Annotated in this window: 20 protein-coding genes; 15 read left to right on the top strand and 5 right to left on the bottom strand. The window is 66.7% G+C overall.

The annotated features are described in order from the left end of the window. Positions 1-525, bottom strand: coding sequence for a GNAT family N-acetyltransferase (locus ACCD11_RS08325; RefSeq protein ID WP_007831312.1), 525 nt, complete (start codon positions 523-525; stop codon positions 1-3). A 180-nt stretch (positions 526-705) separates the two neighbouring features. Here ACCD11_RS08325 and rpsP point away from each other — a divergent pair, with 180 nt between their 5' ends. The 8 genes from rpsP (at position 706) to ACCD11_RS08285 (ending at position 6,846) form a co-directional block, all read left to right on the top strand. After that, on the top strand, positions 706-969 hold the full coding sequence (gene rpsP, locus ACCD11_RS08320) for a 30S ribosomal protein S16 (RefSeq protein ID WP_007831311.1): 264 nt from the start codon (positions 706-708) through the stop codon (positions 967-969). A gap of 16 nt (positions 970-985) precedes the next feature. Continuing rightward, a complete protein-coding gene (gene rimM, locus ACCD11_RS08315; RefSeq protein WP_413313478.1) occupies positions 986-1,540 on the top strand; it encodes a ribosome maturation factor RimM in 555 nt (184 codons plus the stop codon). Positions 1,541-1,556: 16 nt separating this feature from the next. Then, positions 1,557-2,303 (top strand): tRNA (guanosine(37)-N1)-methyltransferase TrmD, encoded by a 747-nt coding sequence (trmD, locus tag ACCD11_RS08310; protein ID WP_413313476.1) that lies wholly within the window; start codon positions 1,557-1,559, stop codon positions 2,301-2,303. A gap of 110 nt (positions 2,304-2,413) precedes the next feature. Then, the gene (rplS, locus tag ACCD11_RS08305; RefSeq protein WP_007831302.1) at positions 2,414-2,791 is read left to right on the top strand and encodes a 50S ribosomal protein L19; all 378 of its coding nucleotides are present in this window, start codon (positions 2,414-2,416) and stop codon (positions 2,789-2,791) included. Positions 2,792-2,915: 124 nt separating this feature from the next. After that, a complete protein-coding gene (locus ACCD11_RS08300) occupies positions 2,916-3,656 on the top strand; it encodes a CoA pyrophosphatase (protein WP_007831299.1) in 741 nt (246 codons plus the stop codon). A 41-nt stretch (positions 3,657-3,697) separates the two neighbouring features. Further along, complete coding sequence (locus tag ACCD11_RS08295) at positions 3,698-4,699, top strand: CobD/CbiB family protein (RefSeq protein ID WP_413313474.1); 1,002 nt, start codon at positions 3,698-3,700, stop codon at positions 4,697-4,699. A gap of 16 nt (positions 4,700-4,715) precedes the next feature. Further along, complete coding sequence (gene hisC / locus ACCD11_RS08290; RefSeq protein ID WP_413313473.1) at positions 4,716-5,807, top strand: histidinol-phosphate transaminase; 1,092 nt, start codon at positions 4,716-4,718, stop codon at positions 5,805-5,807. Between the two features lie 13 nt (positions 5,808-5,820). Then, positions 5,821-6,846, top strand: a complete 1,026-nt coding sequence (locus ACCD11_RS08285) for a hypothetical protein (RefSeq protein ID WP_413313471.1) — start codon at positions 5,821-5,823, stop codon at positions 6,844-6,846. Between the two features lie 12 nt (positions 6,847-6,858). Here the strand turns inward: ACCD11_RS08285 and rsgA are convergent, their stop codons facing one another. From rsgA to ACCD11_RS08270, 3 genes are read right to left on the bottom strand one after another with little or no spacing between them, the layout of a single operon-like run. Then, positions 6,859-7,809, bottom strand: a complete 951-nt coding sequence (rsgA, locus tag ACCD11_RS08280; RefSeq protein ID WP_413313469.1) for a ribosome small subunit-dependent GTPase A — start codon at positions 7,807-7,809, stop codon at positions 6,859-6,861. A 12-nt stretch (positions 7,810-7,821) separates the two neighbouring features. Then, entirely contained in the window at positions 7,822-8,172 is a 351-nt protein-coding gene (locus ACCD11_RS08275) for a 4a-hydroxytetrahydrobiopterin dehydratase (protein ID WP_007831287.1), read from the bottom strand. A 26-nt stretch (positions 8,173-8,198) separates the two neighbouring features. Next, positions 8,199-9,458, bottom strand: a complete 1,260-nt coding sequence (locus tag ACCD11_RS08270) for a M48 family metallopeptidase (protein ID WP_413313467.1) — start codon at positions 9,456-9,458, stop codon at positions 8,199-8,201. Positions 9,459-9,518: 60 nt separating this feature from the next. Here ACCD11_RS08270 and orn point away from each other — a divergent pair, with 60 nt between their 5' ends. From orn to ACCD11_RS08240, 6 genes are all read left to right on the top strand, one after another. Beyond that, positions 9,519-10,115, top strand: a complete 597-nt coding sequence (gene orn, locus ACCD11_RS08265; RefSeq protein ID WP_042673080.1) for an oligoribonuclease — start codon at positions 9,519-9,521, stop codon at positions 10,113-10,115. A 253-nt stretch (positions 10,116-10,368) separates the two neighbouring features. After that, complete coding sequence (locus ACCD11_RS08260; protein ID WP_413313466.1) at positions 10,369-12,282, top strand: DEAD/DEAH box helicase; 1,914 nt, start codon at positions 10,369-10,371, stop codon at positions 12,280-12,282. A 212-nt stretch (positions 12,283-12,494) separates the two neighbouring features. Continuing rightward, positions 12,495-13,568 carry an NAD/NADP-dependent octopine/nopaline dehydrogenase family protein gene (locus tag ACCD11_RS08255; RefSeq protein WP_007831275.1) on the top strand — a complete coding sequence of 358 codons (1,074 nt, stop codon included), beginning with the start codon at positions 12,495-12,497 and terminating at the stop codon, positions 13,566-13,568. Next, entirely contained in the window at positions 13,558-14,562 is a 1,005-nt protein-coding gene (locus ACCD11_RS08250; RefSeq protein WP_413313464.1) for a 3-hydroxybutyryl-CoA dehydrogenase, read from the top strand. The genes ACCD11_RS08255 and ACCD11_RS08250 overlap by 11 nt, the downstream gene beginning before the upstream one ends. Beyond that, a complete protein-coding gene (locus ACCD11_RS08245) occupies positions 14,559-15,356 on the top strand; it encodes an alpha/beta fold hydrolase (protein WP_413313463.1) in 798 nt (265 codons plus the stop codon). Before ACCD11_RS08250 ends, ACCD11_RS08245 begins: the two co-directional genes overlap by 4 nt. Continuing rightward, on the top strand, positions 15,353-16,237 hold the full coding sequence (locus ACCD11_RS08240; protein WP_413313460.1) for a quinone oxidoreductase family protein: 885 nt from the start codon (positions 15,353-15,355) through the stop codon (positions 16,235-16,237). The genes ACCD11_RS08245 and ACCD11_RS08240 overlap by 4 nt, the downstream gene beginning before the upstream one ends. 18 nt (positions 16,238-16,255) lie before the next feature. Here ACCD11_RS08240 and ACCD11_RS08235 read toward each other — a convergent pair whose 3' ends face one another. Next, the gene (locus tag ACCD11_RS08235; RefSeq protein ID WP_007831268.1) at positions 16,256-16,738 is read right to left on the bottom strand and encodes a MarR family winged helix-turn-helix transcriptional regulator; all 483 of its coding nucleotides are present in this window, start codon (positions 16,736-16,738) and stop codon (positions 16,256-16,258) included. Between the two features lie 145 nt (positions 16,739-16,883). Between ACCD11_RS08235 and ACCD11_RS08230 the strand changes: the two genes are divergently transcribed. Beyond that, positions 16,884-19,076 (top strand): thiamine pyrophosphate-dependent enzyme, encoded by a 2,193-nt coding sequence (locus ACCD11_RS08230; RefSeq protein ID WP_413313458.1) that lies wholly within the window; start codon positions 16,884-16,886, stop codon positions 19,074-19,076. Positions 19,077-19,210 lie beyond the last annotated feature (134 nt).

Raw genomic sequence — 19,210 nt, 5'->3', positions numbered from 1 at the left:
TCACTCGGGGCGGGTTGTGCTGCCCTCGCCAAGCACTTTCTCCATCAATACGACGTCGCGCCATTCGCCGAACTTCCAGCCGCAGTCTTTCAGCACGCCCACGTGCGTGAAACCCTGGCTGCGGTGCACGCCGACCGAGCCCGCATTGGCCGAGTCGCCGATCACCGCGATCAGCTTGCGCACGCCGGCCGCTTCGGCGGCCTGCGACAGCGCTGCGAGCAGCTTGGCGCCCAGACCCTTGCCGCGTGCTGACTCCGACATGTAGATCGAGTCTTCGGCCGAAAAACGGTAGGCCGGGCGCGGCTTGAACCAGTTGCAGTAGGCAAAACCCAACACTTCGCCATTTTCTTCAGCCACGAGGTAGGGCAGGTTCTTGCCCAGCACGTCGGCACGGCGGGCGCTCATGTCGGCAGGGGAGGGCGGCTCCGTTTCGAAGGTGCCGGTGCCGTGCAGCACGTGATGGGCGTAGATGGAGGTGATGGCTGCGATGTCTTCTTCGCGGCTGGGGCGGATGGTGAGGGGCATGCGTGTGGAAGCGGGTGGCGCAAGGCCGGAATTCGAAGAAAACGCGGGACGGGCTATAATCGCAGGCTTTTCAGCGTGTCGCTGGCCGGGTGGCCATGTCGCGTGTCTCGACGCTGGAAGAACATTGTGAGCGGGCCTTTTCTTCATCCACAAGGCCTGCTGACCACCCAAGGATAAATCATGGTCGTCATTCGACTCTCCCGCGGCGGCTCCAAAGGCCGTCCGTTCTTCAACATCGTCGTGTCGGACAAGCGCGTTCGCCGCGATGGCCGTTTCATCGAGCGCCTGGGTTTCTACAACCCGACCGCCAAGGAAAACGAAGAAAGCATCCGTATCGCCCAGGACCGCCTGGCGTACTGGAAGAGCGTCGGCGCACAAGCTTCGCCCACCGTTCTGCGCCTGATCAAGCAAGCCGCTGCCGCGGCTCCCAAGGCGGCGGCCTAAGCCGTCCCGCACGGCGATGCTGCCCGCACTCGAAACCGCCGAATTGCCGGCGGATGCGATTGAAGTAGGGCGCATCGCCGATGCATGGGGCATCAAGGGCTGGTTCAAGGTCCTGCCCCACAGCGCCCAGCCCGAGGCGCTTTTTTCTTCCAAGCGCTGGTTCCTGCAAGCTCCCGGAGCTGCTGCGAACGCCGCTTTCCGGCTCGCGATCCGCGAAGCCAAAGAACATTCCGACTGCATCGTCGCCACGTCCGACGATGTGCCAGACCGCAACGCAGCCGAGGCGCTGCGCGGTGCGCGCGTGTTCGTGCCGCGTTCGAGCTTTCCAACGGCGGGCGACGACGAGTACTACTGGGTAGACCTGATCGGCCTGTCGGTGGTCAATCGCGAAGGCGTCGTGCTTGGCGCGGTGCGCGAACTGCTCGCCACCGGTCCGCAGACCACGCTGGTGCTGGCCGCCGAAGAAGACGGCAAGGCCATCGAACGGATGGTGCCTTTCGTCTCGGTCTTCGTCGACAAGGTCGACTTGGCCGGCCGGCTCATCACGGTCGACTGGCAACCCGATTTCTGATTCGAGGCCTGCGCGCATGCGCTTCGACGTCCTCACGCTCTTCCCCGAACTGTTTGCTCCCTTCATGGCCAGCGGCGTGACGCGCCGTGCCTACGAGTCGAAGCAGGTCGAAGTCGTTCTGTGGAATCCGCGCGACTTCGCGCAGGGCAACTACAAGCGCGTGGACGACCGCCCCTTCGGCGGCGGCCCCGGCATGGTGATGATGGCCGAGCCGCTTGCGGCCTGCCTCGATGCGGCGCTGGCGGCGCGCGGCGCGGAAGCTCCCGTGGTGTTGTTCTCGCCCATCGGCGAGGCATTGCGCCATGAATCGGTCGAGCGCTGGTCGGCAAGCGAGGGGGCGGTACTGATCTGCGGGCGCTACGAAGGCATCGACCAGCGCTTCATCGACGCACGCGTCACCCATCAGGTCAGCCTTGGCGACTTCGTGCTTTCGGGCGGCGAGATCGCCGCCATGGCGCTGCTGGATGCCGTCGCGCGGTTGCAGCCCGGGGTGCTCGGCGACGAGGCCAGCCACGTGCAGGACAGCTTCAATCCGGCGCTCGACGGCCTGCTCGACTGCCCGCACTACACGCGGCCCGAGCAGTGGAACGGGCAGGGCGTGCCGGCGCCGCTGCTCTCGGGCCATCATGCCCAGATCGAGCGCTGGCGGCGCGACCAGCGACTGGCCATCACGGCTGCGCGGCGCCCCGAACTGATCGATGCGGCCCGGGCGGCGGGGCGTCTTGGCAAGGCCGATGAGGCCGCGCTGAAAAAAAAGCTATAATCTTCGGTTCCCCGATCCTCTGCCCGGCCGCGCCCGGCCTTCTTGCGGTTGTGCCGCGAAAGTCCAAGGCGCCTTTTGTGTAGCCCGGCACGATCGAACATCAGGAAATCATGAACCTCATCCAGACCCTCGAGCAGGAAGAAATCGCCCGTCTCGGCAAGACCATCCCCGACTTCATGCCCGGCGACACGGTCATCGTCAGCGTGAACGTCGTCGAAGGCACCCGCAAGCGTGTGCAGGCCTACGAAGGCGTCGTGATCGCCAAGCGCAACCGTGGCCTCAACAGCGGCTTCACCGTGCGCAAGATCTCCAGCGGCGAAGGCGTGGAGCGTACGTTCCAGACCTACAGCCCGCTGATCGCCGGCATCGAAGTCAAGCGCCGCGGCGATGTGCGCCGCGCCAAGCTGTACTACCTGCGCGACCGCAGCGGCCGTTCGGCACGTATCAAGGAAAAGCTGCCGAGCAAGTCGACGGCTGCTGCCAAGTAAGCAGTTCGCCTTCGTGCAAGAAAGCCGCCGCTCTGGCGGCTTTTTGCATTGTTGCTCCCGCTCAAAGACAACTTTCCATTTTTCCGCTCTACTTCTTCCATCCGGCTCCGGTACCTTTCATCTCTTGACCAACTCATCCGCCCCCCTGCAGGCCACCTCCGTCGAACCCGTCAATGCCGTGGTGCCGCCCGCACTGCTGCAGTTCGACCCGCGCCAGGTGCCTTTCGTGGCCGGACCCGAGGGATTGCCGGCAGTGCCGCCTGCGCAACTGACTGCGCAGGCACTGCGGACGCGTTTCGCCACGCCGCCCGCCTGGACACCCGAACTGCGCCACGAACCGCGAATGACAGATCGCATTCCCGCGCAGGCCGCGGTGCTGGTGCCGATCGTGCAGCGACCGCAGGGCGCGGCCGTGCTGCTGACAGAGCGCACCTCGAACCTGTCGACCCACTCGGGGCAGGTTGCGTTTCCCGGTGGCCGTGTCGATCCGGAGGACGCCAACATCGCGGCCGCCGCGTTGCGCGAGGCCTGGGAAGAGGTTGGCCTTTCTGCGCAATACATCGAAGTGCTCGGCAACCTGCCGACCTACACGACGGTGACCTCGTTCATCGTGACGCCCGTGGTCGCGCTGGTGCAACCCGACTTCGAGCTCACCATCAATCCCTACGAAGTGGCAGAGGCTTTCGAGGTGCCGCTCGCGTGGCTGATGGACCCCGCCAACCACCGCCACCACACCGTGCCCGCGCCCGATGGCACCCGGCGCCAGTGGTATTCGATGCCCTACCAGGACGGCGCCGACGAGCGCTTCGTCTGGGGCGCGACCGCCGGCATGCTGCGCAATCTTTACCGTTTCCTGAGCGCCTGAATCCCGCCTGAATCTCCAGGCGCCCTCGCTATCATCGAAGGATGAGCTTTTTTGCCATCCTGTGCGCGCTGCTGATCGAGCAGGTGCGGCCTCTGGGCCCGCACAACCCCGTGTATGGCGCGGTGCTGGCGTGGACACGCTGGACCAGCCGCAACTTCGACGCGGGCAAGCCGCATCACGGATGGATCGCCTGGGGGCTCGCGGTGTTCGTGCCCACGCTGGGCGCGCTGGGCGTGCACTGGCTGCTCGTGCTCACGCTGGGGTTGCCTTTCGCGGTGCTCTGGAGCATCGCGGTGCTCTACGTCACGCTGGGTTTCCGGCAGTTCAGCCACCATTTCACCGACATCCGCGATGCGCTCGACGAAGGCGACGAGCCGCTCGCGCGCTCGCTGCTCGCGCACTGGCAGGGCGTCGACGCGGCCGACCTGCCGCGCAGCGAGATCGTGCGCCACGTCATCGAGCATTCGGTGATCGCCGCGCATCGCCATGTGTTCGGCGTGCTCGCGTGGTTCTCGATCGTCGCGGCCATTGGCCTCGGACCGGCGGGCGCGGTGTTCTATCGCATGAGCGAGTTCGTCTCGCGCTACTGGGCGCACAAGAACGGCGCCGCGGTGCAGCCGTCGAGCGTCTCGGTGCAGGAGGCCGCGGATCGCGCCTGGCATGCGATCGACTGGCTGCCCGCACGCATCACGGCGCTGGGCTTCGCGGTGGTCGGCAGCTTCGAGGAAGCGATCGATTGCTGGCGCAATGACGCGCAGCGCTTTCCCAACGAGAACGACGGCGTGATCCTTGCGGCCACATCGGGTGCGGTCAACGTGCGCCTGGGCGGCGGCTCGCTGAGCCCGATCCCGGTTGCCGATCCGCTGCCCCGCGCACAGGCCGGTGAATCGCTGGCCGATGGCCGCCGCGTCGACAGCGGCAGTACGCCGGGGCGCGAGCCCGAGTCCGGCCATCTGCGCAGCGTGGTGGGCCTGGTCTGGCGCTCGGTCGTGATGTGGATGGTGCTGCTGGCCTTGCTCACATTGGCTCGCCTGCTGGGCTGAGCAAAAAAGAACCCCAATGGCAAAACCCGTTCCGGCTTTCTGGAGCCCGCGCATCGGCGCGCTCGAACCCTATGTGCCCGGCGAGCAGCCGCGCATCGCGAATCTCGTCAAGCTCAACACCAACGAGAACCCGTACCCGCCGTCGCCGCTTGCCATCGAGGCCATCCGGCGTGCGGCCGAGAACGGCCTGGAGCTGTATCCCGATCCCACCTCGCTCGCGCTGCGCGAAGCAGTGGCGCGGCGGCACGGCCTGCAAGCCGATCAGGTGTTCGCGGGCAATGGCTCGGACGAGGTGCTCGCGCACGCCTTCTTCGCATTCTTCCAGCAGGCCGAACCGCTGTTGATGCCCGATGTGAGCTACAGCTTCTACAAGGTCTATGCGCAACTCTATGGCATCGCGTGCGAGCTGCAGCCGGTCGACGACGGCCTGCGCATCGACGTCGATGCCCTCGTGGCGCGCGCCCGCAAGGGTTGTGCGGGCGTCGTGATCGCGAACCCGAATGCGCCGAGCGGCATCGGCCTGCCGCTCGCGCGCATCGAGCAACTGCTCGAAGCCTGCACCGATCGCGTGGTGCTGGTCGATGAGGCGTATGTCGATTTCGGCGGCGAGAGTGCGCTGCCGCTGATTGGCAAGTACCCGAACCTGCTGGTGGTGCAGACCCTTTCCAAGTCCCGCTCGCTGGCCGGCCTGCGGGTCGGCTTCGCCTGCGGCCAGGCGCACCTGATCGACGCGCTGGTGCGCGTGAAGGACAGCTTCAACTCGTACCCGCTCGACCGCCTGGCCTCGGCCGGTGCCGTGGCCGCGCTGGAAGACGAAGACTGGTTTCGCAGCAGCCGCGACAAGGTCGTTGACACCCGCGAGGGCCTCGCCCTCCAGCTCGAAGACCTGGGCTTCGAGGTGCTGCCGTCGCAGGCCAATTTCATCTTCGTACGCCATCCGCAGCGCGATGCGGCCGAGCTGGCGGCGCTGCTGCGCGAGCGTGCGGTGCTGGTGCGGCATTTCAGGCTGCCGCGCATCGCACAGTACCTGCGCATCAGCATCGGCACACGCGAGCAATGCAGCCTGCTTGTGCAGCGCCTGCAGGACATTCTTGACCTGACTCCCTGAAGGAACCCTGGCGATGCCGACCCACGACACCGACCCGCGCGCGGCGGCCTGCGCAGGCTTCTGGCAGGCAGTGAGCGATCAACTCGAGAGCCTTCGCGCCCTGCCTGCCCGCGAACTGATGGAGGGGCTCAACGAACTGCTGGAGCCTTTCTTTCCTCGGCTGTCGGCCGAGGTGGCGGGCGAACCGCCCGCGTTCAAGCTCGTGCTGACGGCGCACGGTTCGGTGGACGACTTCGAGGACCTGATGGCGCTGGTGCAAAGCAGCCCCAGGCTGCCGCAGGTGGAGGTGGAAGCTTTCCGCCAGCGTTCGAGCGACGGTTTCGGCATGCGCATGAACGACTTCGAACTGGCGAGCTCCGAAGTCCTCGTGAAGCATGAACCCTATCGGGGCCGGGTGGCGCTGGAGATCGGCTTCGCCAAGCCCATTCCGATGGACATGCAGGACCACGCGCGCCACATGAGCCTCATCATGCTCGACCACATCCTGGGCGAGTACGACTTTGCGGTGAAGGTCGGGGCGGTCGACCACGTCGAGGTCGATGCGCAGGCGGATTTCGATGGCGTGCCGCTCGACGATTTCGTGCCACTGTTCGACACCTGCTGGCGCGACGAACTCGGCCACACCGGTGTGTTTCCTCCGGGCGAGCACGCGTGGTCGGGCGTGAGCGCGACGCGCGAGGCCGAAGACGGCCGCGAGGTCGAGGTGATCGTCATGCGCAACGATGCGGCCACCGCACTGGTGGGGCGCGCCGACCTGTGCCACCGCCTGTCGGTCGCCACGCCGATCGAATCGGGCGAGGAGCTGGAAGAAGCGCGCACCTATGAAGACCGGCTGACAGCGCGGCTGCAGACGCACGAAGCGGGCTGCTGCACGCACGTCGTGCTGGAGGAGGGCGTTCGCACCGTGCACTTCCAGGTGGCCGATCCCGAGACGGCGATCTCGCATGCGCAATCGTTGCAGGATGACATGGACCTGCCGGCGACGCTGGACCTTGCCTTCGATCCGGCCTGGAAGTCATACCGGATCTGGGTCGGCTGAGGCAGCCGTTGGTCAGTACCGCTTCTGGCTCAGCTCGGCGAACAGCTCGCCGTAGATCCTGTAGCGGCTCGCGCTGATGGCGCCCGGCCCGTTCGCCGTCTCCACGTTCGCGATCACGCCGCAGCCCGGTTCGTGCAGGTGCGTGCAGTTGTAGAACTTGCAGTCGTTCGCATGCTCGGCGATGTCGGGCATGAGCCCCGCGAGCTGCATCGGCGCGATGTGGTTCAGGCCGAATTCCTGGAAGCCCGGCGAGTCGATCAGACCGGTGGTGCGGGCCTCGTCGATCCAGTACCAGGTGGTGCTTGTGGTCGTGTGCTTGCCCGAGTTCAGCGCCTGCGAAATCTCCTGCGTCAACACCGTAGCGCCCGGCACCAGCAAGTTGGTCAAGGTGCTTTTGCCCGATCCGGACGGACCGAGCACGAGGGTGGATTTGCCGGCCAGGAGTTTCATCAGCGACGCGTAGTCCGCCTCTCCCGATGCCTTGAGCGACAGCGGCAGCACGCCGTGGTGCATGCGGCGGTAGGGCGCCAGCTTGTTCCACGCGCGCTCGAAGGGCTCGACCAGGTCGCTCTTGTTGAGCGCGATGATCGGCGCGATGCGCTCGGCCTGCGCCGCGATCAGCGCGCGCGCCAGTTGATGTTCGGAGAATTCCGGCTCGGCCGCGATCAGGATCAGCACGTGGTCGAGGTTGGCCGCGAACGACTTGGTGCGGATCTCGTCCTGCCGGTAGAACAGGTTGCGCCGCGGCAGCACCTGCTCGATGGTGCCTTCGTCCTCGCTGGCCTGCCAATGCACACGGTCGCCGACCACGGCCTGGCTCTTCTTGCCGCGCGGATGGCAGATCAGCCGTTCGCCCGTGGGTGTTTCGACCAGGCAGTGGCGTCCATGGCTGGCAACGACAAGGCCCTCGTGGAGTGCCTTTGCAGCGGTTGCCGTGGGCGCGGCGCGGCCGGGCTTAGCCAAGGGCGTGGTCCGTCATGCGGCGGGGCTGGCGACCAGCGCGTCGGCCTGGCGAGCGCAGTCGAAGTCGGTGACCGACAGGCCGCCCACGTCGTGCGTGTTGAAGCGCACCACGCAGCGGTTGTAGTGCACCGACAGGTCGGGGTGGTGGTCCTGCGTGTGCGCCACGAAGGCCAGCGCGTTCACGAAGGCGATGGTCTCGAAGTAGTTGGCGAAGGTAAAGGTCTTCTCGATGGCGACATTGGCGCCGTCGCCGGTGAGCTTCCAGCCGTCGAGCTTTGCGAGGCCCGAAACGATCTCTGTGGCGCTCAGCGACTTGCGGGGAGGAAGGTTCTTCCAGTCTTTGGGCTTGAACATGCTGCTCATGGTGGGCTTCGTCGAAGGGGAATGGGTCAGGCCGCCGTCATGCGCGCAAGGCGCTCGGAAGCCGGCGGATGCGAATAGTAGAACTTGACGAACACCGGGTCGGGCGTGAGCGTCGAAGCGTTGTCCTGGTAGAGCTTGAGCAGTGCGGCCGACAGGTCGGCCCCGCTGGTCTGCGCCACCGCATAGGCATCGGCTTCGAACTCGTGCTTGCGCGACAGCCGTGCGGGCAGTGGGGCAACGAAGAAGCCGAACACCGGCACGGCGGCCATGAACAGCAGCAGCGCCAGCGCGCTGTTGGGCGCCGTCATGTTGGGCTGCACGCCCAGGCCCGTGTAGAACCAGACCTGCGTCGACACCCAGCCCAGCAGCGCGAAGCCGGCCAGGCTCAGGGCGAACATCGCGACCAGCCGCTTCACGATGTGGCGATGCTTGAAGTGGCCCAACTCGTGCGCGAGCACGGCTTCCACCTCGCCCGCGTTGAGCTGGCGCAGCAGCGTGTCGTAGAACACCACGCGCTTGCTGGCGCCGAAGCCCGTAAAGTAGGCATTGGCGTGCGCGCTGCGCGTGCTGCCGTCCATCACGAAAAGGCCCTTGGCTGCGAAGCCGCAGCGCTTCATGAGAGCCGTCACGCGCTCCTTGAGCGTGGGGTCGTCGAGCGGCTTGAACTTGTTGAACAGGGGTGCGATGAAGGTCGGGTAGATCAGCATCAGCAGCAGGTTGAAGCCCATCCACGCGCCCCAGGCCCAGAGCCACCACAGCTGGCCGGCCGCGCCCATGAGCCAGAGGATCAGCGCCGCGATGGGCAGGCCGATCACCGCGCCCAGCAGCGTCGACTTGAGCGTGTCGGCGAGCCAGAGCTTCCAGGTCATCTTGTTGAAGCCGAAGCGCTCTTCGAGCCTGAAGGTCTGCCAGAGAGTGAAGGGCAGTTCGAGCAGTCCGCCGATGATTGCGAAGGCAGCCAACAGCGCCAGCTGCTGCACCATGCCGCCGCCGATCCACGCCAGCAGCAGCCTGTTGAGCGCGTCGAGTCCTCCGAGCAGGGTCCAGCCGAGCAGCAGCGTCGCGCTCCAGGCCATCTCGACCAGGCCGAAGCGGGCCTTTGCGATGGTGTAGTCGGCTGCCTTCTGGTGGGCGGCGAGGGTGATGGTCTGCGCGAAAGCGGCTGGCACGGCGCCGCGGTGAAGCGCCACATGGCGCACCTGCCGCGAGGCGAGCCAGAACTTCACGAGCAGGCCTGCAACCAGTGCGGCCGCAAAGGCCAGGGTGAAGATGAGCGAATAGGACATGAAGCAGTGAGTTTAGTCCTCGGTATCTGGCGCCGCGGGGCCTTCGACGACAATCCTGCGATGCCCGAATTCCTTGACCCGACGCCTCCCGCCGCAGTGCCCACCCTGAAGAAGAGCGACCAGAACCTGGTTTGGCTCGACTGCGAAATGAGCGGCCTCGATCCCGAGAAAGAGTTCCTGCTCGAAATCGCCGTGGTCGTCACCGGCCCCGACCTCACGCCCCGCATCGACGGCCCTGTTCTTGTCATCCACCAGAGCGACGCCGTGCTCGACGCCATGGATGCCTGGAACAAGGGCACCCATGGTCGCAGCGGCCTGATCGACAAAGTGAAAGCCTCGACCCTCGACGAAGCCGCCGCCGAGCAGCAACTGCTGGAATTCATCGCCAAGTACATTCCGCGCAGCGGCTCGCCCATGTGCGGCAACACCATCGGGCAGGACCGCCGCTTCCTGGTCAAGTACATGCCCAAGCTCGAGGCGTATTTCCACTACCGCAACCTCGACGTCAGCACGCTGAAAGAGCTGGCCAAGCGCTGGAAACCCACGGCCTACAACAGTTTCAAGAAGCAGCAGGCGCATACCGCGCTGGCGGACGTGCATGAATCCATCGAGGAACTGGCGCACTACCGCGAGACCTTCCTGCGCCTCACGGATTGAGAAACCCGGGAATTAGGTAAAAACCCGAGTTCATGCCATAATCGCAGGCTTCGCTGATCGGGCGGGTATTTCAAGCCTGGCCAGCGTCTCTTGCATCTCCCTATCTTGCACACCGCGCCCGATCGCATTCGCTGATCAAAAAGGGCCGCAGCCTTGGGCACCAGCCCGAAGTTGAATGTCGTTGGATGGTTGATGTTTTTAACCACCAACGGGGCGCCGCCTACGGCAGCGCTCGCGTTTGAGATTGATATTCATGACCGACGCTTTTGAAGCGCAGGGCGAGTTCGCGCCTGTGCAATCCGCTACCCATAACGAATTCACCGCTGTTTCGGACACCGTGTCCGAATCGCCCATCCTCGAAGCGCTGGATGCAGCCGCTCCCGAAGTGGCCGTGGCCGAAGAGCCCGCCCAGCCCAACGGCTTCATCAAGCTGGGCCTCGCGCCCGAGCTGATCGCCGCCGTGGCCGACCTGGGCTTCACCCAGCCCACGACCGTCCAGGAAAAGGTCATCCCGATCGCCATGGGCGAGCAAGAGGGCGCCGCCCAGACCGCTCGTTTCGTCGACCTGATGGTTTCGAGCCAGACCGGTTCGGGCAAGACTGCCGCCTTCCTGCTGCCCGTGCTGCACACGCTGCTGAAGCGCCAGGCCGAAGCCGAAGCCGAAGCCAAGGCCGAATTCCAGCGCCTCGCCGCCGAAGCCGCTGCCCGCGGCGAAGCCGTGCCGAAGAAGCCGAAGCGCAAGGACCCGACCAACGCCCGTCACTTCAAGCCCGCCACCCCCGGCGCGCTGATCCTGTGCCCGACGCGCGAACTCGCGCAGCAAGTCGCGCACGACGCCATCGAACTGGTTCGCCACTGCCGCGGCCTGCGCATCGCCAACGTGGTGGGCGGCATGCCCTACCAGCTCCAGATCGCCCGCCTGCAGAACGCCGACCTCGTCGTCGCCACGCCGGGCCGCCTGCTCGACCTGCAGCGCTCGTCGCAAATCAAGCTCGACCAAGTCAAGTTCCTGGTGGTCGACGAAGCCGACCGCATGCTCGACCTCGGTTTTGCCGATGACCTGGCCGAAGTCAACCAGCTCACCATCGAGCGCCAGCAGACGATGATGTTCAGCGCCACCTTCGCGCCGCGCATCCAGCAGCTGGCCCAGCGCGTGATGCGCGAGCCGCAGCGTGTGACCATCGACAGCCCGCAAGAAAAGCACGCGAACATCAAGCAAGTGCTGTTCTGGGCCGACAACAGCCAGCACAAGCGCAAGCTGCTGGACCACTGGCTGCGTGACACCACCATCAACCAGGCCATCGTGTTCGCGAGCACGCAGGTCGAGTGCGACGGCCTCGCCAACGACCTGCAGCAGGACGGCTTCAGCGCCGTGGCGCTGCACGGCGCCCTGAGCCAGGGCCTGCGCAACCGCCGCCTGATGGCACTGCGCCAGGGCCAGGTGCAGATCCTGGTGGCCACCGACGTTGCCGCCCGCGGCATCGACGTGCCGACCATCACCCACGTCTTCAACTTCGGCCTGCCGATGAAGGCCGAGGACTACACCCACCGCATCGGCCGCACCGGCCGTGCAGGCCGCGACGGCATTGCCGTCACGTTCGCCGAGTTCCGCGATCGCCGCAAGATCATGGACATCGAGCACTACAGCCGCCAGCAGTTCAAGGCCGAAGTGGTGCCGGGCATGGAACCGCAACAGCGCATGCCGCAATCGCGCCCGCCGCAAGGCGAGTTCCGCGGCGGCCGCGGCGACAATCATTCGCGTGACCGCAAGTTCGGCGGCGGCGGTCATCGCGGTGGCAATGGCGGCGGCTTCGGCGGCGGCAACAGCAACTACGCAGGCGCCAGCGGCTTCAACGACCGCGGCTCGCGTCCCCCGGCACCGCGCGGCGGTGGCTTCGGTGGCCAGAGCCACGGCCATGGCGGCGGTCACAACGCCGGCTTCGGCGGCGGCCGTGACGAAGGCGGCGGCTATGGTCGCAAGCCGGGTTGGGGCGACAGCGCCCCGCGCGGCGGCGGCAATGGTGGTGGCCGTGATTTCGCTCCCCGCGAAGGTTTCGCACCGCGTGAAGGCTTCGCGCCCCGCGGCAATGGCGCAGGCCATGGCGGCCAGGGCAAGGTGTTCGTGCCCCGCGACGCGCAGAAGCGCTCGTTCAAGCCCAGCCGCTGATCCTTGCCGAGCGGCCTGACAGCCGCCTCGCCCCCTCGAAAGCCCGCGCTTCTCACGAACGCGGGCTTTTTCATTTCGGGTTTCCGAGCGGTACGGTGTCGCTTGATTTTGATTGACACCTGAATCGATGAAAAGTAATGTAATGGCGCATTGCTCCCCCGGGTCCGTCCTGCGGCCGCCGGTTCATCGACACCTGCTTTTCGACTTTCGACATGAAAATTGCGATTCTTGGGGGTGGTCATGGCGCCTATGCGGCCGCCGCCGACCTGTCTGAAACCGGCCACGAGGTGCGCCTGTGGCGCCGCGATGCCGCCGCACTGGAGCCCGTCGTCCGCGCCGGCGCGATCACTCTGAAAGACGCCGAAGGCACCCGCGAGGTGCCCATTGCGCTGGCGACCGCCGACATCGGCACTGCCCTGAAGGGCGCCGAGCTGATCGTCATTCCCACGCCCGCCATCGCCCAGCACGACATCGCGCTCGCGATGGCGCCGCATCTGGTCGATGGCCAAGTCGTGTTCCTGCCGCCGGGCACCTTCGGCAGCTACGTGATGGCGAGGACGGTGAAGGAGGCCGGCAGCCGCGCCGACGTCGCCTGGGCCGAGACCGGCACCTTGCCGTACCTCGCGCGCAAGCACGGCGAACGCGAGGTGAACGTCACCATCCGCGCCATCCGCCTGCCGACCGGCGTCTATCCGGCGCGCAAGGAGGCCGACGCGATCGAGGTGATCCGCAAGGCCTACCCGGCCGTGCACGGCTGCGGCGACGCGCTCTCGGGCGCATTGATGAACGCCGGCCCCGTCATCCATCCGCCGCTGATGGTGATGAACGCCGCGCCGCTGCAGCACTTCGAGCGCTGGGACATCCACAACGAAGGCACGCAGCGCGCTGTGCGCGATGTGACCGACCGGCTCGACCAGGAGCGCATCGCCGTGCGCGAAGCCTTCGGGCAGGGCGCGCCGCACTATCCGCTGGCCGACCATTACAACAACGACCAGTGGATGTACGGCGACGCGCACAAGCAGCTCGTGAAGTCGGGCGACTGGCGTGAGAACATCGACCTGCACACGCACCGCTACATCACCGAGGACACCGAACTCGGCCTCGCCTTCCTGGCTTCGGCCGCGCGCCATGCGGGCGTGGATGCGCCCATCGCCCATGGCCTGCTGGCCATCGTCGGCGGCTTTCTCGGCCGCGACCTTCGGCGCGGGCCTCGCACTTTCGAAAGCCTCGGCCTTGCCGGCCTGAGCGCCGCCCAACTCAAGCAGAGGCTGCACGATGGCGAATGAGGCCGTGCTCCCGCGCTTCGCGGCCGTCGGCGCGGGCCGCATGGGACGCGGCATCGCCATCGCGTTCGCCTATGCCGGCCGGCGCATCTCGCTGATCGACCTGCGCCCACGCAGCGACGATGCGTGGCGTCGTTTGCGCGACGAGGCCAGGGCGGAGATCGAAGCCAGCCTTTCGGGTCTCGCCCAGCTTGGCGTGATCGATGCCTCGCAGGTCGAACGCGTCGCCGCGCGTATCGAATTCGTCAACGCTGCCGCCGCACCGCAGGTGCTCGCCGCCGCCGAACTCGTGTTCGAAGGCGTGCCTGAAACCATGGAGGCCAAGCGCGAGGCTTTCGAGCATCTCAACCGCCATTGCCGCGACGACGCCATCCTCACCTCGATCACCAGCAGCATCCTCGTGACGCAGCTGGCCGCACTCGTGCGGCTGCCAGAGCGCTTCCTCAACATGCACTGGCTCAACCCGGCCTACGTGATCCCGGTGGTGGAGCTCAGCTGCCATCCGGGCACCGATGCCACCGTGCTCGCGCGCACCAAAGCGCTGATGGAAGAGATCGGCAAGCTGCCCGTGGTCTGCGGCGCGTCGCCCGGCTACATCGTGCCGCGCCTGCAGGCGCTGGTAATGAACGAAGCCGCGCGAATGATCGAGGAGGGCTCCGCCACAGCCGAGGAGATCGACAAGGCCACGCGCTACGGCCTCGGCCTGCGCTTCGCGGCGCTCGGCGTGGTCGAGTTCATCGACTTCGGCGGCTGCGACATCCTGCATCACGCGAGCCGCGAGATGTCGGCTTCGCTCGATGCCGGCCGCTACACCGCGCCGGCCATCGTCGGGCGCATGGTCGAGCAGGGGCGGCTCGGCCTCAAGAGCGGCAGCGGCTTCTACGATTACGCGGGCCGCGACGTCGCAGCCTACCGGCGCGACGTGCTCTCGCGCACGCTCGGCGAACTGCGGCACGCGGGCCTGTGGCGCGCGCCGGCCGACGAGACCTTGCCATGAGCATCCGCCGCGCCTTTGCCGACCTGTCGGTGGGGCAGGTGCACTTTGCGGAATGCGGCGACCGCAGCGCGCCGGTGGTGCTGCTGCTGCACCAGTCGCCGCGCAGCTGGGCCGAGTACCGCGCCGTGCTGCCGTTGATCGGCGCGCAGCGCCGGGCCATTGCGATGGACACTGCCGGCTTCGGCGACTCCGCGGACGGCGGCGTGCCCGCGAGCATCGCGCAATGGGCGCGCGTGGCGTGCGAACTGCTGGACGTGTTGAACATCGCGCAGGCCGACGTGGTGGGCCACCACACCGGCGGCGTCGTGGCAGTGGAGCTTGCAGCCGCGTTTCCCGATCGCGTGCGCAGCCTGGTGCTGTCGTCGACGCCTTGCACCGACGAAGCTTTTCGCCGCGCGCGTGCGCGGTGCCCGCCCATCGATGAAGTCGCGCCAAGCGAAGATGGCTCCCATCTCGCTGCACTATGGCAGAAGCGCCAGAGCTTCTATCCACCGGGGCGGCCCGAACTGCTCGAAGCCTTCGTGCGCGATGCGTTGAAGGTCGAACGCGTCGAAGAGGGCCATCGCGCCGTCGCGTCGTACCGCATGGAAGAACGCATCGGCCTTGTCGCGCAGCCCACGCTGATCGTGCGCGCCACCGACGATCCGTTCGCTGCGCCGCATGCGGCGCAGCTGCGGCATCACTTGCCGCACGCGCGCATCGTCGACATCGAAGGCGGCATGGTGCCGCTGCCCGATCAGATGCCCGATACCTTCGCGCGCACGGTACTCGACTTTCTGGCGACGCTGCCATGAAGGCCGTGCGCGTCCACGGCTTCGATGCAGTCCCCGTGCTGGAAGAGGTGGCCGATCCCGTCGCAAGGCCGGGCCGCACTATCGTGCGCATGGAAGCCGCGACGGTCGGCCACATCGACCGCACCGTGTGGCGCGGCAGCTTCCTGCGGCATCCGCCGTTGCCTTACACGCCCGGCGTGGAGGCTGCGGGCACCGTCGTCGCGAGCGAACGTTACGACGTCGGCCAGCGCGTGTGGCTGCGCGGCGGCGGACTTGGCACGCTCTTCGATGGCACCTGGTGCGAACTTGTCGATGCGCCCGACGAAGCGTTGGGACTCTTGCCTGACGGCGTTCCGATGACGCTGGGTGCCGCGTTCTTTTCCCCATGCACCTCGGCCTGGGTGGCGCTGCACGACGTCGCGAAGCTGCGGCCCGGTGAACAGGTGCTGGTGACCGGCGCGAGCGGTGCCGTCGGCTCGCTAGTGATGCAGCTGGCAGGCAGCCTGGGCCGCGCAGCGACGGCCGTCGATGCGAATGCCGAAGCACCGCCCGCGGCCAGCGCCGACCTGCTCATCGACACCGTCGGCGGCGACGTCCTTGCGAAAGTCCTGCCCGCGGTGCGTCCCGGTGGGCGCGCGGTGCTGATCGGCTACACCGCCGGCCCGACGCTGCAGCTGGACATTGCACACTTCCTGCAACGCGATGTCGCGCTTCTGCCGCTCAATATGTTCCGGCGTGAATCGGCCGGCCGCGCCGCTGCCCCCGAGTTGCTCGCAAGGCTGGCCGACGGCCGCCTGCATCTGGACGTTCGGCTCTTCGCATTCGACGATGCGGCCGGCGCGCTCGACTGGATTGCGCAACGCGGCCACCGCGGACGGGCTGTTCTCGTGCCTCGCCTTTGACCAGCGAGGCGCGGAGACTCAGTCTTCTTCCGGCCCCTCGACCGGTACGTGCACATGCAGGTCGATCATCTGCCGCAGCGTCTGCTTGAGCTCTTCGGCGCGCCGCAGCCCGAAGGGTTCGAGCACGCGCCGCTCGTGGTCGCGCGCGAGTTCCATCAGATGCTCGACCGCCTTCAGCCCCTTGCGCGTGATGCGCACCAGCGTGATGCGGCGATCACTTTCATGGGGCAGGCGTTCGACCTGTCCGCGCGCTTCCATGCGGTCGAGCAGCCGCGTCACCGTCGGCTGCTTGGTGACAGTCACCTGTGCGAGCTGGCCGATGCTGATCGGCTCGCTGCCCGCAAGCGATGCCATCACGCGCCACTCCGACACGGAGAACCCCTGCTGCCGCGCGACCTCATGGAACTCCGAGGAAATCAATTGGCTGGCCTGTGCCAGCAGCGCCGGCAGGTAGTCGTCGACGAAGCGATGCGATTCGGTGGATGGATCTGGTTCAGCCATGAAGGCACCTCACAGTCGCCGCGGGCACGCGGCTTGCATGTCTAGGGTAATTCATGATTGTGGATACATTCATTTGTCAACATTATAGGAAGCGTGATGTGGCACCTGAAGCGCATCCTCCCACGCGAAGGAAGAAGGACCCCCAATGGCTGAGCGTTCGTTCGTCGAAGAAGTCAAGAAGCTGAGGCTTTCTGGCGGAGATGTCTTTCGTGGCGAGGGCATTCTGGCGGTCACCAAGGCCTTGCTCGAATCCGGAGTTTCCTATGTGGCGGGCTACCAGGGCGCGCCCATCTCGCACCTGATGGATGTGCTGGCCGACGCACAGGACATCCTTGCCGAGCAGGGTATCCGCTTCGAGAACAGTGCAAGCGAAGCCACTGCTGCCGCCACGCTTGCGGCGTCGGTCAACTACCCCTTGCGCGGCGCCGTCACCTTCAAGGCCACCGTGGGCACCAACGTGGCTTCCGACGCGTTGGCCAACCTGGCGTCGGGCGGCGTGACCGGCGGCGCGCTCATCATCGTGGGCGAGGACTACGGCGAGGGCTCGTCGATCATGCAGGAGCGCAGCCATGCGTTCGCCATGAAGTCGCAGATCTGGCTGCTCGACCCGAGGCCCAACCTGCCGAGCATCGTCGATGCGGTGAAGCAGGGCTTCGATCTCTCCGAAGCCAGCAACACGCCCGTGATGCTGCAGCTGCGCATCCGCGCTTGCCATGTGCACGGCCACTTCATCGCCGGCGACAACAAGCGCGCGAAGTTCACGCTGAAGGACGCGCTCGAGAATCCACAACGCGACGTCGGGCGCATCGTGCTGCCGCCCGCGAGCTTCGTGCACGAGCAGGAGAAGGTGCGGGACCGCTGGCCCGCGGCCGTGCGCTTCATCGAGGAGCGCCAGCTCAACGAATTCTTCTCCGAAGACGCCGACGACATCGGCATCATCGTGCAGGGCGGCAGCTACAACACGCTGCTGCGCGCACTCGAGCGGCTCGGCCTGGCCGACGTGTACGGCAACACGCAGGTGCCGCTCTACGTGATGAACGTGGCCTACCCGGTCATCGAGAGCGAGGTGATCCGCTTCTGCGAAGGCAAGCGCGCAGTGCTGGTCGTGGAAGAGGGCCAGCCCAACTTCGTCGAGCAGAACCTCGCGACCATCCTGCGCCAGGCCGGCTCCACCACCGCGCTGCATGGCAAGGACATGCTGCTCGTGGCCGGCGAGTACACCGCATCCGAACTGCTGAAGGGCGCACGCAGCTTCTGCGAGCGCTACGACCGGCTCGCGCCGCTGCCGGTGCCCGCCCCCGTGCGCAAGGTGATCCCTCTGGTGGAGGTCGCAGCGATCGGCGTCGATGCCGCGCCCGAGCCCGCACTGCCGTCCACGGCGCTGGGTGAAGTGGTCCACGCCCGTCCACCGGGCTTCTGCACCGGCTGCCCCGAGCGCCCCATCTTCAGCGCCATGAAGCTGGTCGAGCGCGAACTGGGCCCGCACCACGTGAGCGCAGACATCGGCTGCCACCTGTTCTCCATACTGCCGCCCTTCAACATCGGCAACACCACCATGGGCTACGGCCTCGGCGGCGCAGGTGCTTCCGCGCTCAACGCGCCGGCCGGCAAGCGCGCGATCTCGATGATGGGCGACGGCGGCTTCTGGCACAACGGCCTTACCAGCGGCGTGGCCAACGCGGTCTTCAACAAGAGCGACAACCTCACCATCGTCGTCGACAACAACTACACCTCGGCCACGGGCGGGCAGGACATCCTCTCGTCGAACGCCGTCAACAAGACGCGCAGCACCGGCCACGAAATCGAGCGCGCCGTGCGCGGCGTGGGCGTCGAGTGGGTCAAGACATTGCGCCGAACCTACGACGTCGCCGGCATGCGCGATGCGCTGAAAGAAGCGCTCACCACCAAGACCCGGGGCCCGAAGGTGCTGATCGCCCAGTCGGAATGCATGCTCAACAAGCAACGCCGCGAGAAGCCGCTGGTACGCAAGGCCATCGCCGACGGCAAGCGCATGGTGCGCGAGAAGTTCGGCGTCGACGCCGACACCTGCACCGGCGACCACTCGTGCATCCGCTTGTCGGGCTGCCCGTCGCTGTCGATCAAGCCCAACCCCGATCCGCTGCGCACCGACCCGGTCGCGACCGTGCTCGACAGCTGCGTGGGTTGCGGCGTGTGCGGCGAGGTTTCGCACGCCGCCGTGTTGTGCCCCTCGTTCTACAAGGCGCAGATCGTGAGCAACCCGAGCCGCTGGGACCTGCTGCGCGAGCGTGTGCGCGCTGCCGTCATCGGCTGGCTGCAGCGCGGCGAGGCTCGTCGCCGTGAAGCCTATGCCTTCTGAATGAGTCCCTCCATGCAAAGCGAAGACATTGCGTCGAAGTGCCAGGGATGCCGCGGAACCGGCTTTGCCGGGCCGCAGGTATCGGCCCCGGTAGGGGGTTGGCGGCTACACGAAGTGAGCAAGACTGGGGGGGA

This window comes from Variovorax sp. Varisp36, assembly GCF_047304235.1.
Taxonomy (GTDB): Bacteria; Pseudomonadota; Gammaproteobacteria; order Burkholderiales; family Burkholderiaceae_C; genus Variovorax.
This window is presented reverse-complemented; position numbering and strand designations above follow the sequence as displayed.